The organism is Spirosoma flavum (assembly GCF_042686045.1).
In the GTDB taxonomy this organism is placed as follows: Bacteria; Bacteroidota; Bacteroidia; order Cytophagales; family Spirosomataceae; genus Spirosoma; species Spirosoma flavum.
Genome location: NZ_JBHUOM010000002.1, coordinates 13271 through 27313, shown reverse-complemented (window position 1 = coordinate 27313; position 14043 = coordinate 13271). Strand labels below are relative to the sequence as shown.

Here is a 14043-nt window from a genome sequence, read left to right as displayed (position 1 = left end):
TACACTTACATAATCAACGAGCGTGCTCAGTTTGTTTAAACTTGGGCCCGTCATCAACTTCAAGCGTATCGTCATCGACAATAGTGGTATCAAGGGGAATCGTAGACGTTTTTGTTTTCGTCTCCTGTTGACAAGCAGAAAGCAGCCCCAGAAAAATCAGTAGGCAAACAACGGTATACTGGATAAGTCGTACTTTCAGAACGCTCATTCCCGGACGGTTCTGACTAACTAATTTCTCATACATCTGCCTGGCGAAATGGCTTCACATCGACCTTATCCCAAACACCCTGCACAATATACGGGTCTGTTTGTAGGTAGTCTTGAAGTTGATCATCGGTCTCGAGGTTGAGTATAAGCATCGACCCAATCATATCCCCATCAGGGTTAAGAAGCGCCCCGCCGAGTATAAACTGGTTGTTTTCTTTTAACTGATGAACGTAGTTCAGATGATCGGGCCGAGTTGCCATTCGCCGGGTGAGGGCATCGGCATCAGTATGGTCATAAGCGTGTATAATGTACTTCATGGATTGCGTAAAGGTTTCATTAAGCAAGATACCATCTTTAGATTGCCAGCCAATATTTAAGTACCTGAATTTTACTCAGCTTAATTATGGCTTACGTTGAGTAAAATTCAGTCCTATACATAAGACATCCATCGCGCAGTTGGTCACTATAGAAATGCGCATAAATCCAGCCATTGAACTTCCGAACAATGGGTTCAATAGCCGGATTGACGCGTGTTTTCATATTGAAAAGTAAGTCTTTCGCCGTTTTCTTCCTAATTTCCGGCTTTCAGTCAATCCCTCACTTCATTCCTCTATGAATCGTATCTACTATTGGTTAGTATTATTATCCAGCGCGTCCGTCTTCGCCCAGTCTCCTCCCAAAAATCACGCTCCACTCACTGTTGAAACCATTATGCAGGACCCAAAAATCTGGGTCGGCACGTCACCATCAAATCCGTTCTGGTCCGATGACTCACGAACGCTCTATTTTAATTGGAATCCCAATCAGGCGAAAGGCAGTCCAGCGCTGAGTGATTCGCTTTACAAAGTGACCTTCGCTACCAACGCTGCCAGAAAAGCTGGCCGAAGCACTCCCCTGACAGCTTCGCAGCCACAGAAGGTTAGCCCAACCGAACGCCGGACCTTACCAGCGCCCCCCGTTTCTGCCTATAATAGAGCGTATACCCAACGGCTGTTCGAGCGACAGGGCGATTTGTTTTTGTTTGATGTAAAGTCCGGCAATAGCCGGCAGTTAACGAATACCGTCGAAACGGAGATTGACCCTGTTTTCTCCGGTGATGAGCAACGCGCTATCTTCCGGCGAAGTGGCTCCAATCTGTTTAGTATCGATTTGAAAACCGGCGAATTAACACAGCTTACCGACTTCCGGACGGGGACAAAAAAAGCCGACCCAAAATTGACCGACGAAGAAAAATTTCTGAAGCAAGACCAACTCCGTCTATCATCGGTGCTAAAAGAGCGAAAAGAGAAAAAAGATGAAGCCGACCGGATTAGCAAAGCCGACCAGCCAAAACGCGCAAAAGAAATTTACCTCGACGACAAAACTGTTATCAATCCGCAACTTAGTCCCGATGGTCATTTCATAACCTATCGACTGAGTAAAAGACCAGCCAATGCCAAAACGGCTCAGGTACCGAATTACATAACTGAATCAGGCTACACGGAGGATATAGCAGCCCGGACCAAAGTTGGTTCCCCCGTTGCCAGTCAGGAGTTTTTCGTTTATGACATTGCCAAAGACACGGTTCGGGCTGTATCGGTAAAGGATATTCCGGGCATCAATGACAAACCGGCCTATCTACAGTCGGTAGCTGGTGCTAAACCCGATACGGCAAAAAAGACGCGCCCCGTTGCCATCAGTGGCCCAGTCTGGTCGGATGATGGAAAATTGTGCGTCGTTGTTGTACGCTCGCTCGATAATAAGGATCGCTGGATTATGCGCTTCGTGCCGGAAACGTTGAAACTCTCTCTGCTCGACCGCCAGCACGACGATGCCTGGATTGGCGGGCCGGGTATCGGTTCGTTAAATTCGCCGGGCAACATGAATTTTCTGGCTGATAATCAAACCCTGTGGTTTCAGTCAGAAGCCGACGGCTATTCACATATCTATACGATCAATGTCCTTACTGGACCCTCCGGTTCGGGAGGAAAGAAACAACTGACCTCCGGCAAATTTGAGGTGCAGCAGGTGCAGTTATCGAAAGACAAAGCCCATTTCTTTCTGCAAACCAACGAAGTACATCCCGGCGAGCAGCATTTTTACCGAATGTCGGTTAGCGGTGGACGCGACGGTGGACCGGAACGGACCCGCCTGACAACGATGACCGGCGCAAACGACGTTACGCTCTCGCCCGACGAAACCCAGATGGCGATTCGGTATTCATCCAGTAATCAACCCTGGGAATTATATGTGGCACCTGTTATTGACCCGTTACCCGCAAACAAAAAACAGTCGTCTTCTCAGTCTGTACCCTCACAGAATGTCAGTTCCGCAGCCATCAAATTAACAAACTCGCCTACTGAAAGCTTCAAAAGTTATCCCTGGCGTGAACCTGAACTCGTGACCATTAAGGCCCGCGATGGTCAGATAATTTATGCCCGGTTATTTAAGCCTGCAACCCCCAGCGGACAACCCAGTACTGGACGGGCTGTGGTATTTGTCCATGGAGCGGGTTATTTGCAGAATGCCCATAAATGGTGGAGTTCGTATTTTCGGGAGTACATGTTCCATAACTTACTGGTTGAAAAGGGCTACACAGTTCTCGACATCGATTATAGGGGCAGTGCGGGCTACGGCCGCGATTGGCGCACGGGTATTTATCGGCACATGGGCGGCAAGGATCTAGATGACCACGTCGATGCCGCTAAATGGCTTGTTCAAACGCAGGGTGTAGATGCTAAGCGGATTGGTGTTTACGGTGGTTCTTACGGCGGTTTTATTACCCTTATGGCCATGTTCACAACGCCGGATGTATTTAAAGCGGGAGCCGCTCTACGGCCTGTAACCGATTGGGCAGCCTATAATCATCCCTATACGGCTAATATCCTGAATGAACCACAAAGTGATTCATTGTCGTACAGACGCTCCTCCCCCATCAACTTCGCCGAGGGGTTGAAAGGTTACCTGCTCATCTGTCATGGTATGGTAGACGTAAACGTGCATTTTCAAGACGCCGTTCGGCTGGCGCAGCGTCTTATTGAACTCAAAAAGGAGAATTGGGAGTTAGCTCCATACCCCGTTGAGGATCATGGCTTTGTGGAGCCATCAAGTTGGATGGATGAGTACAAACGGATTCTAAAACTGTTTGACGAACGATTATGAATGTAGCCTTTATAGGGTTCGGTTTATCGATGTTAACTCGTTCTATAACTGAACCCTATAAATCTACTCTACTAATACTCTTATCAATGACTGCCGTGATTCAGCATTAACTTTGAGCAAGTAAGATCCTGTCGCTACCCCTGATAGTGCCCACTCGGCTTGCTTTTTGCCTGTGAAAGCTGGGAGTTCATATTGCCTGACTGCCCGACCTGACGCATCCAACAATTGAAACGTTAAGGCTGACCGCTCCACCTGTTCTATTTCTACTCTTAATCGGTCTATGACTGGGTTTGGTAACACCCGAACAGACAATACAGAAAAAGGCTCCGCTAAGGCCGTCAGTATAAAGTTGATGGCATCTGATGGGGGCGATGAACAGCCAGTGGCGTTAGTAACAATTGCGTAGTACTGGCCACTCTCGAATGGCACTAACGTTGATCCGGTTGCATTAGTGACCGGATGGCCGGGGCTGCTACTCGTACGAACATACCATTGAATGCCTGCTGCCTGGTCAACTACTAGTGTACTACTCCCAGTCTGGGTAATAGTTGGTTTAAACGGTGCAGGAAATTGAGCCTTTATAGACACAAATACGGTAGTTGTCGAACACCGATTACTATCCACAACACTCACTGTATACGTACCTTCAGACAGGGTCGTTTGGGTGGCCGACAAGGGTTTAAGCGTGTCTTGCCGTTCAGTTGCCCAGTAATAGACAAATGGTTTTGTACCACCGGCTATCTGTACCGTTGCTTCTCCATCCTTTCCACCACTACAGGTGGCATCCTTTATTTTACCAGTCGAGAGGGTTAGAGCCATCCCATCGGTCACAACAGCAGCGATCGAATCTGTACAACCAACTTCATCAGTTACCCGAAAGCGATACGTGTTTGGCCGTAAACCATTAATCTGACTATTTTCTTGGTAGGGCTGGCCGATAACCTGATATTGCCGTCCAGTACCAGTGCCGCCCGTAGTCGTTAACTTAACGGCTCCCGTAGGGCATACGCAACAGGTGGCGGCCGTAGAAACGGCCTGGACCTTTAGCGGTTCGGCTTTTACTATCGTTACTGAAACCAAGCTTGTACAGACATTGGCATCTGTTCCGATAATGGTATATTCACCTACAGTAAGACCCATAAATACATTGCTACTCTGGGGTGTCTTACTCGTTGCAAGCTGATATTGTACGGTTCCGGTACCACCCGTCGGCGTAACAGTAATTGACCCGCTAGTAGGGCCAAAACAGTTAACCGGGACAGCAGCAGTGGTTAATTGTAATTTCGCCGGCTGCCCGACTACCACCGTTTGCTTACCCTGACAGCCATTACCGTCTTTCACTATTACTTCATAGCTGTTGGCCGCTAAACCCGTAAATTGAGCACCAGTCTGAAAAGCACCCGTACCAAGTTGATATTGATACGCTCCCACACCCCCTGCCGCAGCTATGGTAACACTACCATCAGCCGAACCGGCGCAGCGAGTGGGCTTCGTAGCTACTTTAATGTCGAAGCCAGTTGGTGAGCCAATAGGCACTGGCTGACTGAATATACAACTATTTTTATCGGTGATAGCGACTATATAAGTTGTATTTGATTTCAAATTAATAAATGTACCCGTTAACTGTGGTGTGCCGTAATCGAGAAAATAACGGTAGTCACCTACTCCACCAGAAGCTACTGCAATCAGCGCACCGTCTGTTCCACCAGTGCATTTGCTGGCTATAGGTGTAATAACCGCGACTAAGGCGGGGGGTTGTTTCACATCTACAGTAGCCTGAACCGTACAGCCCAGCGCATCTTTCACCGCCACTGTGTACGTTCCCGCTACTAGATTCCCAAACGTAGTATTTTTCGTTTGAAAACCCTGTCCTTCAAATTGGTATTGAAGCAACCCTGTTCCACCAATGGCATTAATGGCAACCTGGCCATCCTTACTACCATTACATAACGTAGATAATGACGTGGGGGAAAGTATGATTGGCGTATACACCTGAACGGTGCCCGTAGCTGTACCAACGACAGTTATAATACCTGTCGTGCTGGTAGCGGTTGTACTTGTTACTTCGCAGATGGCGGTATAAGTTGTCGTTTGCACCGGAACAACCGTGATAGTCGTTCCCGTTTGTGTTGTTGACCAGCGAACAGATCCATTGGCCGGGCAACCCGATGCCGTTAAATCTGTCTTAGTCCCTGCACAAACCGATGCCGAACTAACCGACACGGTAAGTACCGTCGGCGCATGAGTGGGTACTATATTTTTTGCCCATGCGGGAACCGCTAGACCAATAAATACACATATACAAATCAGGAATACTTTACTATTGTGCAAAAAAGAACTGCACCGCGTTCGTAAACGATTATCCATAACTCAGTTCTTTAACCAAACAGCCAAAGGTAATCCACCACGTAGAGAACCTGTGTACTAAAGTGTCAGTTTGTTACTATTCGGTTCATATAATACCAGTTGACGATTACAATAGCGGTTAAAGTGAGCGATTCAATAGCTGTTATTTATTAATAAAGGACCATTCATTACATAGTGTCTAGTTCACACATTTTAATTTAAATACGTGGACTAGACACTGAGATCCTCCAACGGTACATACCCTTTTTTAGATGAACGTAAGTCACCTATTATGATTTCTCAGACACAATATTGTTGTACCAGATAGAAGCATATCCAGCCAGAATAACTTACTAGTAAACTGCACTTTATTAAGAATGAGGATGGTCTGTAATCTTTATGTTTATGACGATAAGGACCTTAAAAGCTGGGATGTCAGGAAGCTGCCTCTTTTTATTTTTGAATCTTTCGCTTAATTTTCATAATGCATAAATTAGCTTGTTGACAGAGCTATTTTAGATGCGTTTAATAATTTTGATCAGCGATTTGCGTTTCTATGAAAGATGTTGCAACATTTGCACTGTCTTACACGCAGAAAAAGACTTTTTTTTCTGTAGTGTGTAAAGAAATTGCTTACTTTTAGCATAACAATCCTTTACAAAGGGAAGGTTGAACATCAAGATTTGACGACCACCCGGTCGTTAGTCTTGAAATGGTGTGGATAGAAGCGGAAAGCCGCCCCGATATTCGGAGCGGCTTTTTTGTGCTTATCGAAGAATGATATCCATTAATTTAACATCTTTTTAATTCTATTTTCAACCCCTTTTAAGATGCCATAACGAGTTTTAGGGGCTCAAATGAGCAGACATCTGCCTGCCCTACCACGGTATATTTTGCTAGGCTGTGTACTATGATTGTAAAATAATTTATTCTGCCATTTTTAAATCAGCCGATAGCTATGTATGTTGCCGATATGAAGATTCTCGTAGTAGAAGACGAGCCCAAATTAGCCTCGTTTGTTAAGAAAGGTCTGGAGGAACAATCCTGCGAAGTCGATGTAGCCTACGATGGGCAGGTAGGGCGAAATATGGCCCTCAATAACCTCTACGATGTGATCGTTCTGGATATAAATCTGCCCAAAATGAATGGCTTTGATGTCGTCCAGTCAATTCGGCAGGAAAAAAACCGAACTCCGGTTCTGATGTTGACGGCAATGGGGTCGGTAGATGATAAACTGACGGGTTTTGAAGCCGGGGCTGACGATTACTTGGTGAAGCCTTTCGAGTTTCGGGAGTTGATGGCTCGGTTACGGGCTCTTACGAAGCGAAGCAGCGACGCTGGTATGCAGGCCAATGTATTGAAAGTAGCTGACCTCGAACTAGACCTTAATGAAAAAGTAGCCCGTCGGGGTGATAGACGTATTGAATTGACAGCCAAAGAGTTCGGATTACTCGATTACCTAATGCGCAACCGGGGTCGTGTAGTGTCGCGGGTAGATATTGCCGAAAAAGTTTGGGATATTCATTTTGATACAGGGACCAACGTAATTGATGTGTATGTGAATTTCCTGCGAAAAAAAATCGACAAAGATTTCCCTAACAAACTTATTCATACCGTAATTGGTATGGGATATATGCTTAAGGAGGATTAAGCAATCAGAAAAGAGGAGTGAGTCTTAGCACTATCCAAATTATCTCCTCACTTCTAACTCCTTAAACAAATGAACATCCGCACGCGCTTGACGCTGTTGTTTGTGTTGTTGGTCGCTTCGATTGTGCTGCTCTTCACAGTTTCAGTCTATTATCTCTATGACCAATTCAGGGAGCAGGAATTTCAACAACGGCTTGAAGAAAAAGCGTTTACGACCGTTCGGCTTCGTGAAGATGTAGGTGAAGTTCCGCGGGCCGACCTGCCCGTTATGACCGAAGAGCAGGTAACAATTTATACTAGCCTGGGAGTAGTTTTATATAACCAGGATAGCCAGCGTCCCCGACTGCCGGTAACGCCAGAGTTCCTTAGCAAAGTTAAACTCCACCAGCATCAATATACCCGAATAGGCGATATTGAAGCCATTGGCGTGCTCCATCTCAACACGCGGAAAGAACCCTTGATTATTGTCGCATCGGGCAAGGATCGTTACGGTTTAAGTAAACTGGATCGGCTGCGGGAAATTCTCTTTTCTGGCTGGTTGCTAAGTCTTGTCATTGTAGGCATAGCGGGCTATCTATTTGCTACTGATGCACTTAGACCCGTAGCCGAACTTATTACACAGGTTAACGCCATTTCGGCAAATAATATTCATGAACGTTTGCGGGTAGGTCGTCAACGTGACGAACTGGCCGACTTAGCCCGGACCTTTAATGACCTTCTCATCCGTCTCGAAGAAGCGTTTGTTTTACAGAAGAGTTTTGTTTCGCATGCGTCGCATGAGTTACGCACCCCCCTCACCGTTATGATGGGCCAGATTGAGGTGACCCGATTACAGGCGCGTTCGACTGAGGAGTATGAAATTGCTTTCGACGCATTGCTCGACGAAGTCAAAAGTATGATTCGGCTCGTAAATGGTCTACTAGAGCTTGCCCGTGCCAGTACAGATGCGGTGATGCTCAACTACCAACCTGTGCGTATTGACGAATTGTTATGGCAGTCCCAGAGTCTGCTGGTTAGTAAAAAACCCAGCTACCAAATTGATATTGATTTCGACAACATCCCCGTTCAGGAAGAGGAACTAGTTATTTTAGGTGAGGAATCATTACTCCAAACGGCCTTTCAGAATCTGATGGAAAATGGTTGTAAATATTCTTCTAATGAGCGGGTGTCAGTTCGGATTTTGTTTGAGCGAGGACAGTTAAAACTCACCTTTAGCGACCAAGGCTACGGTATTCCCGAAACCGATCTTCCACACATTTTTGAGCCGTTTTACCGGTCAGAATCAACAATGACAATCAGTGGTCATGGCATCGGTTTGGCTCTCACACAACGAATCATTGAATTGCATCAGGGCCATATTCAGGTAGAATCAGTCGTTGGTAAAGGCACTATATTTCGTATTACACTACCAACCACCTACAACTCTTCTTCAGACGGTACAAATAAAATTGGCGAAAGTGTTAGTGCAGTGTAAGCTTTAAGTAGGTGTAATTATTTTGGTTGCCTATACCATAAATATCATTAACTAAATACAGACATTGGCTAACAGAAAAGTGGCATTGAGAGGATTCTCGATATGGCTTTTCTGTTAGCCAATATCAATAGGCAGACTGGCATTTAAAACAATGAACCAGGTATCTTTTATGAGCCAATGGAAAACTGCTAGTTATTCTGATGCATAAGCTAAGAGTTGATTGAACGCTTAACTTTTTTTTCATTGAATTTTAATACGACTATGAAAATACTATATAATAGTCAGCTTAATCTGCATCGAGTATACGATCTTTACTATGCTTTCGATCAAGTAATTTGAAAGAAGAACAAGATGAAATTTTTGATCCATTAATTAAACTACATATTAAATTTTGGGACATAAAAAAAGCCTCCTACAGTGGGAGACTTTCTCAAAAGAAACAAATAATACTACTAATTTATTATTGTCTACTCTAATTATTTTTCATGCTTTTGTGCATGTGTTTCATGGCCTTTCCGGAATCAGCTTTCATGCTGTTACCCTCTCTTTTGCCTTCTTTTTTCATTGCTTTAGCTTCCTTCTTCATTTCTTTTTGTGCCGCTTTATCGGCTTGCTTTGTATCGTCCTGAGCGAAAGCGGCACTCGTCATTAGCAGGGCTGCAACAGCAGCAATCATTATTTTTTTCATTAGTCTATCTGGTTTTAGTGTGTTTATTACCAGTATAGAACTCTCCTGCCGTCAAAAAGTTATTAACAGTCCATTAAATCAGCGACTTATAGCAAAGTACTAATTAATTTGTAACGTCAATTTCCGGATTTTGGTAACTTCTTCCGGGCTTTCACCGGTGATGGACCTGTTCTTACACTACTACTGGCATCAATCTTCGTTGTACGGTTCGACGAACTACCATCAGCTTGCCGTTGGTCATTCGTTAAACCTGTTCCTGTAGATACCCCATTTGTTCCGTCGTGGGTATTGGCCGCCGATGGGTTTGAGCGGGCAGCATCAGTAGCAGAAATAGCCCCGCTCGAAGATTTACTAGTACTAGTGGTGTTACGTTGCTTTTGCTGAGCAGCGGCTGATCCGGCAAGTACCAGGACCAGTGCAAGTGTTGCGAGGGAGTTAGTCATTAGTATATATCAGTTAACGTGAGTTATACGACTAACAACTCGCTCGAGACTCTTGAGTTTTAATTGTATCGAAAAATTTAAGCGAACGGACAATAGACTACTAAGCAGCGACCTTAAACTCTGATGTGAGGTGAAAAGTGACATCAGGATTATTTTGCTGATTCATGCGCAACATCCAATCTGATTCGGCCAGAAATACCGGGTTTTGATCTTTATCGTAAGCAATTTGGTTACCTTTAAGTCGAATAAACTCTGCCAGTTTAATCGGATTTTCAGCTGTAATCCAGCAGGCTTTCGTATAGTTCAAGGGTACCCAGCGGCATTTGGCTCCGTATTCATTTTCCAGCCGGTATTGAATCACTTCAAATTGCAGCTCACCAACCGTCCCGACAATTTTGCGGTTACCCAGTTCGAGCGTAAACAATTGAGCAACTCCCTCATCAGTCAACTGCTGAATACCTTTGTCCAGTTGTTTTGATTTCATCGGGTCGAGATTCACCAGTTCTTTAAAGATTTCCGGCGAAAAACTCGGAATTCCCTGATACTGTAGTTCTTCTCCTTCTGTTAACGTGTCGCCAATTTTAAACGTACCCGTGTCATAAAGGCCCACTACATCGCCAGGAAACCCTTCTTCAATCACGCTTTTGCTATCGGCCATGAAACTAAACGGACTGGCAAAGCGCACGTTCTTATCTAACCGTGTGTGGTGATAGAATTTATTACGCTCAAACACCCCCGAACAAATGCGCAAAAACGCGATACGGTCACGGTGTCGAGGGTCAAGATTTGCGTGGATTTTAAAGACAAAGCCACTGAAGTTTTTCTCATCGGGCTGCACCTCCCGTTTATCAGTCTGACGAGCGACGGGTTCTGGCGAAATATCACAGAATCCCTCAAGCAGTTCTTTAACCCCGAAATTATTAACTGCCGAGCCAAAGAACACAGGTGCCAGTTTACCATCCAGATAAGCCTGCCGATCAAACGCGTCGTAAACACCGTCAATCAGGTCAACATCTTCCCGAAGTTGAGCCGCATCACGTTGACCCACTTTTACATCGAGCAGATCGTCGGCCAAATCGATAGGTAATACATCGGCCTCTACTTTGGTTTTATTGGCTTTGAAGAAATATAATTTTTTCTCGATCAGACTGTAAACTCCCTTAAAATCAGAGCCCATGTTCACCGGCCAGGTCATTGGCCGAACGCGAATGTTCAGCTTCTCTTCTAGTTCATCCAGCAGATCGAACGGATTACGGCCTTCGCGGTCAAGTTTGTTGATAAAAATAATTACCGGTGAATCACGCATCCGGCAAACTTCCATCAGTCGCTCGGTTTGTTCCTCTACGCCCTTTACGCAATCGATTACCAGAATCACACTATCTACGGCAGTGAGTGTCCGATAGGTATCTTCCGCAAAATCTTTGTGGCCAGGCGTATCAAGAATATTAATCTTCAGATGGTCATACTCAAACGTCATAACCGAAGTAGCCACGGAAATACCCCGTTGCTTCTCAATTTCCATGAAATCCGACGTAGCCGACTTCTTAATCTTATTGGATTTAACAGCACCAGCCGTTTGAATAGCGCCCCCAAAAAGTAGTAATTTTTCGGTCAGCGTCGTTTTGCCAGCATCAGGGTGACTGATAATGGCGAACGTTCGCCGACGGGCCGTTTCGACCTGTATATTCGTTTGCATTATTCTCAGAATCAGAAGACAAAGATACGAAAAAAGAGGGAGTTAATGAAAAGGGACGTATGCGTGATTACCCGTTTTCGGTTTCTCTCCTTACTCCTTTTTCTAATTTCCTATAAAAAAGCCCATAATAGCAATGCCCAGCCTACGATCATGCCTAGACCGCCGATGGGGGTAATCGCTCCCAGCCACGTAACACCCGTGAAACACAGCACATAAAGCGACCCTGAAAAGATTAGCACACCCCCTAAAAAACAATAACCTGACCAGTTAAGCAGTTTCACAATGGTGGGGTTACTGCCAAATGTATGCATTAACAGACCCACCAATATGAGGGCGAAGGCGTGATAAAACTGATATTTAACGGCGGTTTCGAACGTTGCTGACCGCCCTGACGCATCGAGCATTGTTCGAAACGCATGAGCACCAAAAGCACCCAGCCCTACGCCCAGCAGGCCTAATACGGCCCCAGATTGAATGAAGAATTTCATAGTTGTAATGCCGGACATTCTATCCGGTCATAAAATATAATTAGTAGACCCGGATGAGATGGTCCATACTACCTCGATCCAAAAATAGCACTCCCAACCCGAACCAATGTACTACCCTCTTCGAGGGCAATGTGATAATCGTTACTCATACCCATCGACAGTTCCTGAAAATGAAGCATAGGACGCTGAATTTGTCCTAATTTGTCGTATAGCTGCTTTAGACTTCGAAATTCCCGGCGGATTTTGGCATCGTCGTCCGTGTTGGTGGCTAATCCCATAAGACCTATAATACGAATATTTGGCAAGCCGTCTAACTCAGGTGCTTGAAGTAAGGCTTCGGCTTCGTCGGCTGAAAGTCCAAACTTCGTTTCTTCGTCGGCAATATAGATTTGCAACAGGCAGTCAATAATCCGATTGTGTTTAGCCGCTTGTTTGTTCACTTCCTGCAAGAGTTTCAGGCTATCTACCGAATGAACCAAGGCCACAAACGAAGCTATGTATTTGACTTTATTGGTCTGCAAATGCCCAATCAAATGCCACTCCACATCAGCAGGCAATTGGGGTTGTTTGTCAGCCATTTCCTGTACTTTATTCTCGCCAAACCGCCGACAACCTGCATCATAGGCCTCACGTAACAGCTCGACAGGCTTCGTTTTTGTAACGGCAATTAGTTTAGCCTTATCGGGTAATTCACTTTCAATCAGGCGAATTGTATCAGCAACCATACTGTCTTGCTTAGAGGCTTATAACAACGGTTTATTAATATTGTGCAAATATAGGTTTGAGAACTACGCGTTTCTGCGTAGTTTTTAGCCAAAAACCACTTGAACAAGACAATAAATCATATTGTGGTTTAGTTTTTGTAAGGATTTTAACCTCAACTCGTCAGTTTAACACACAACACCAATGGAACCTAGACCACAACCCCGAAATAATAGTCGTAGCTATTTATTAGCCGCATTATTAATTCTGGCCGCTCTTAACGTATTACTGTTATACTTCTATTACCAGGAGCGGCAGGATAACAAAACAAAAGATGCAACAATTGCGGCCAAAACTGAAGAAGTTTTAATTGCTAAAACTAAACTGGACTCCATTTCGACACAATTGGATGCTAAAATTGTTGAAATCCGCCAACTGGGTGGCAGCGTCGATTCACTCATGAAAGTGAAAGCACAGTTGGAAATTGACAAGCGTGAATTGAAAAATGTTGGCGCATTCGACAATAAGAAATACGACCAGAAAATTCGGAATTATCAAACAATTCTGGCTCAGAAAGACCAGGAAATTGCTCGCCTGAAAGAAGAGAATGGCGTTCTAACTCAGCAAAACGAAGCACTCTCTCAGGAAAACAGCGGCCTAAAATCTGAAAAACAAACCCTGAGCGATTCCGTGGTAGCGGTTACTACTAAAAATCTGGAATTAGCCGAGAAAGTTACCATAGCAGCCGCCCTCAGGGCTGAGGCCGTTACAGTCAATGCGGTTAATTCCCGCGGAAAAGAAAGCGACGGCGGCACCTATAAAGCCAAAAAGCTTGACAAAATCCATGTATCAGTTCTGTTGTCACCAAATGGGTTGGCCAAGAAAGACGAAAAAGTATTGTATATGCGAATTATTGATCCCAATGGTGCTGTTATATCTGATTTAGCCACAGGCTCTGGTGAGTTCATGTATAATAACCAGGGAATGATTTACACGTCTATGCAACGCTTTAACTTCGATAATAGCCGCCAGCGGGTTGATTATATCTATGGGCGAGGTGCTCAGCAATTTAAAGCGGGGAAACACACCATCGAAATATACTGTGAAGGATTCCGAATTGGTGAGGGCGAATTTACAATTATATAGCCGTAAGGGGCGAACACCAGACGGAGGCTATCCACATTTTTACGGTATACCCTTTGTCTAGT

13 protein-coding genes are annotated in these 14043 nt (G+C 44.9%); 4 read left to right on the top strand and 9 right to left on the bottom strand.

Annotated elements, in window-relative coordinates; translation table 11 throughout:
• Nucleotides 1-13: 13 nt before the first annotated feature.
• The 3 genes from ACFS25_RS05575 to ACFS25_RS05565 form a co-directional block, all read right to left on the bottom strand.
• Complete coding sequence (locus ACFS25_RS05575; protein ID WP_381497445.1) at nt 14-244, bottom strand: hypothetical protein; 231 nt, start codon at nt 242-244, stop codon at nt 14-16.
• Entirely contained in the window at nt 237-524 is a 288-nt protein-coding gene (locus ACFS25_RS05570) for a YciI family protein (protein ID WP_381497444.1), read from the bottom strand. Before ACFS25_RS05570 ends, ACFS25_RS05575 begins: the two co-directional genes overlap by 8 nt.
• 91 nt (nt 525-615) lie before the next feature.
• On the bottom strand, nt 616-747 hold the full coding sequence (locus tag ACFS25_RS05565) for a hypothetical protein (RefSeq protein WP_381497443.1): 132 nt from the start codon (nt 745-747) through the stop codon (nt 616-618).
• 72 nt (nt 748-819) lie between these two features.
• Here ACFS25_RS05565 and ACFS25_RS05560 point away from each other — a divergent pair, with 72 nt between their 5' ends.
• Nucleotides 820-3348, top strand: coding sequence for a prolyl oligopeptidase family serine peptidase (locus ACFS25_RS05560; RefSeq protein WP_381497442.1), 2529 nt, complete (start codon nt 820-822; stop codon nt 3346-3348).
• A gap of 63 nt (nt 3349-3411) precedes the next feature.
• Here ACFS25_RS05560 and ACFS25_RS05555 read toward each other — a convergent pair whose 3' ends face one another.
• On the bottom strand, nt 3412-5715 hold the full coding sequence (locus tag ACFS25_RS05555) for a T9SS type A sorting domain-containing protein (protein WP_381497441.1): 2304 nt from the start codon (nt 5713-5715) through the stop codon (nt 3412-3414).
• A 952-nt stretch (nt 5716-6667) separates the two neighbouring features.
• Between ACFS25_RS05555 and ACFS25_RS05550 the strand changes: the two genes are divergently transcribed.
• Together ACFS25_RS05550 and ACFS25_RS05545 are read left to right on the top strand one after the other, a co-directional pair.
• Complete coding sequence (locus tag ACFS25_RS05550; protein ID WP_381497440.1) at nt 6668-7345, top strand: response regulator; 678 nt, start codon at nt 6668-6670, stop codon at nt 7343-7345.
• Between the two features lie 69 nt (nt 7346-7414).
• Nucleotides 7415-8818 (top strand): sensor histidine kinase, encoded by a 1404-nt coding sequence (locus tag ACFS25_RS05545; RefSeq protein WP_381497439.1) that lies wholly within the window; start codon nt 7415-7417, stop codon nt 8816-8818.
• Nucleotides 8819-9290: 472 nt separating this feature from the next.
• On the opposite strand, the gene ACFS25_RS05540 is transcribed toward ACFS25_RS05545, so the two are convergent.
• The 5 genes from ACFS25_RS05540 to ACFS25_RS05520 all read right to left on the bottom strand — a co-directional run bounded on the left by ACFS25_RS05540 (nt 9291) and on the right by ACFS25_RS05520 (nt 12858).
• Complete coding sequence (locus ACFS25_RS05540) at nt 9291-9506, bottom strand: hypothetical protein (protein ID WP_381497438.1); 216 nt, start codon at nt 9504-9506, stop codon at nt 9291-9293.
• A gap of 116 nt (nt 9507-9622) precedes the next feature.
• Nucleotides 9623-9949, bottom strand: coding sequence for a hypothetical protein (locus tag ACFS25_RS05535; protein ID WP_381497437.1), 327 nt, complete (start codon nt 9947-9949; stop codon nt 9623-9625).
• A gap of 100 nt (nt 9950-10049) precedes the next feature.
• The gene (locus ACFS25_RS05530) at nt 10050-11645 is read right to left on the bottom strand and encodes a peptide chain release factor 3 (protein ID WP_381497436.1); all 1596 of its coding nucleotides are present in this window, start codon (nt 11643-11645) and stop codon (nt 10050-10052) included.
• A 110-nt stretch (nt 11646-11755) separates the two neighbouring features.
• Nucleotides 11756-12133 carry a DUF423 domain-containing protein gene (locus ACFS25_RS05525; RefSeq protein ID WP_381497435.1) on the bottom strand — a complete coding sequence of 126 codons (378 nt, stop codon included), beginning with the start codon at nt 12131-12133 and terminating at the stop codon, nt 11756-11758.
• A 68-nt stretch (nt 12134-12201) separates the two neighbouring features.
• Nucleotides 12202-12858 (bottom strand): YggS family pyridoxal phosphate-dependent enzyme, encoded by a 657-nt coding sequence (locus ACFS25_RS05520; RefSeq protein WP_381497434.1) that lies wholly within the window; start codon nt 12856-12858, stop codon nt 12202-12204.
• A gap of 181 nt (nt 12859-13039) precedes the next feature.
• Between ACFS25_RS05520 and ACFS25_RS05515 the strand changes: the two genes are divergently transcribed.
• A complete protein-coding gene (locus tag ACFS25_RS05515) occupies nt 13040-13981 on the top strand; it encodes a cell division protein ZapB (protein WP_381497433.1) in 942 nt (313 codons plus the stop codon).
• Nucleotides 13982-14043: the final 62 nt, after the last annotated feature.

Excerpts from the sequence above, each read along its gene's own strand:
- ACFS25_RS05575 (WP_381497445.1), bottom strand. The coding sequence starts at position 244 with ATGTATGAGAAATTAGTTAGTCAGAACCGTCCGGGAATGAGCGTTCTG.
- ACFS25_RS05570 (WP_381497444.1), bottom strand. The coding sequence starts at position 524 with ATGAAGTACATTATACACGCTTATGACCATACTGATGCCGATGCCCTC.
- ACFS25_RS05565 (WP_381497443.1), bottom strand. The coding sequence starts at position 747 with ATGAAAACACGCGTCAATCCGGCTATTGAACCCATTGTTCGGAAGTTC.
- ACFS25_RS05560 (WP_381497442.1), top strand. The coding sequence starts at position 820 with ATGAATCGTATCTACTATTGGTTAGTATTATTATCCAGCGCGTCCGTC.
- ACFS25_RS05555 (WP_381497441.1), bottom strand. The coding sequence starts at position 5,715 with ATGGATAATCGTTTACGAACGCGGTGCAGTTCTTTTTTGCACAATAGT.
- ACFS25_RS05550 (WP_381497440.1), top strand. The coding sequence starts at position 6,668 with ATGAAGATTCTCGTAGTAGAAGACGAGCCCAAATTAGCCTCGTTTGTT.
- ACFS25_RS05545 (WP_381497439.1), top strand. The coding sequence starts at position 7,415 with ATGAACATCCGCACGCGCTTGACGCTGTTGTTTGTGTTGTTGGTCGCT.
- ACFS25_RS05540 (WP_381497438.1), bottom strand. The coding sequence starts at position 9,506 with ATGAAAAAAATAATGATTGCTGCTGTTGCAGCCCTGCTAATGACGAGT.
- ACFS25_RS05535 (WP_381497437.1), bottom strand. The coding sequence starts at position 9,949 with ATGACTAACTCCCTCGCAACACTTGCACTGGTCCTGGTACTTGCCGGA.
- ACFS25_RS05530 (WP_381497436.1), bottom strand. The coding sequence starts at position 11,645 with ATGCAAACGAATATACAGGTCGAAACGGCCCGTCGGCGAACGTTCGCC.
- ACFS25_RS05525 (WP_381497435.1), bottom strand. The coding sequence starts at position 12,133 with ATGAAATTCTTCATTCAATCTGGGGCCGTATTAGGCCTGCTGGGCGTA.
- ACFS25_RS05520 (WP_381497434.1), bottom strand. The coding sequence starts at position 12,858 with ATGGTTGCTGATACAATTCGCCTGATTGAAAGTGAATTACCCGATAAG.
- ACFS25_RS05515 (WP_381497433.1), top strand. The coding sequence starts at position 13,040 with ATGGAACCTAGACCACAACCCCGAAATAATAGTCGTAGCTATTTATTA.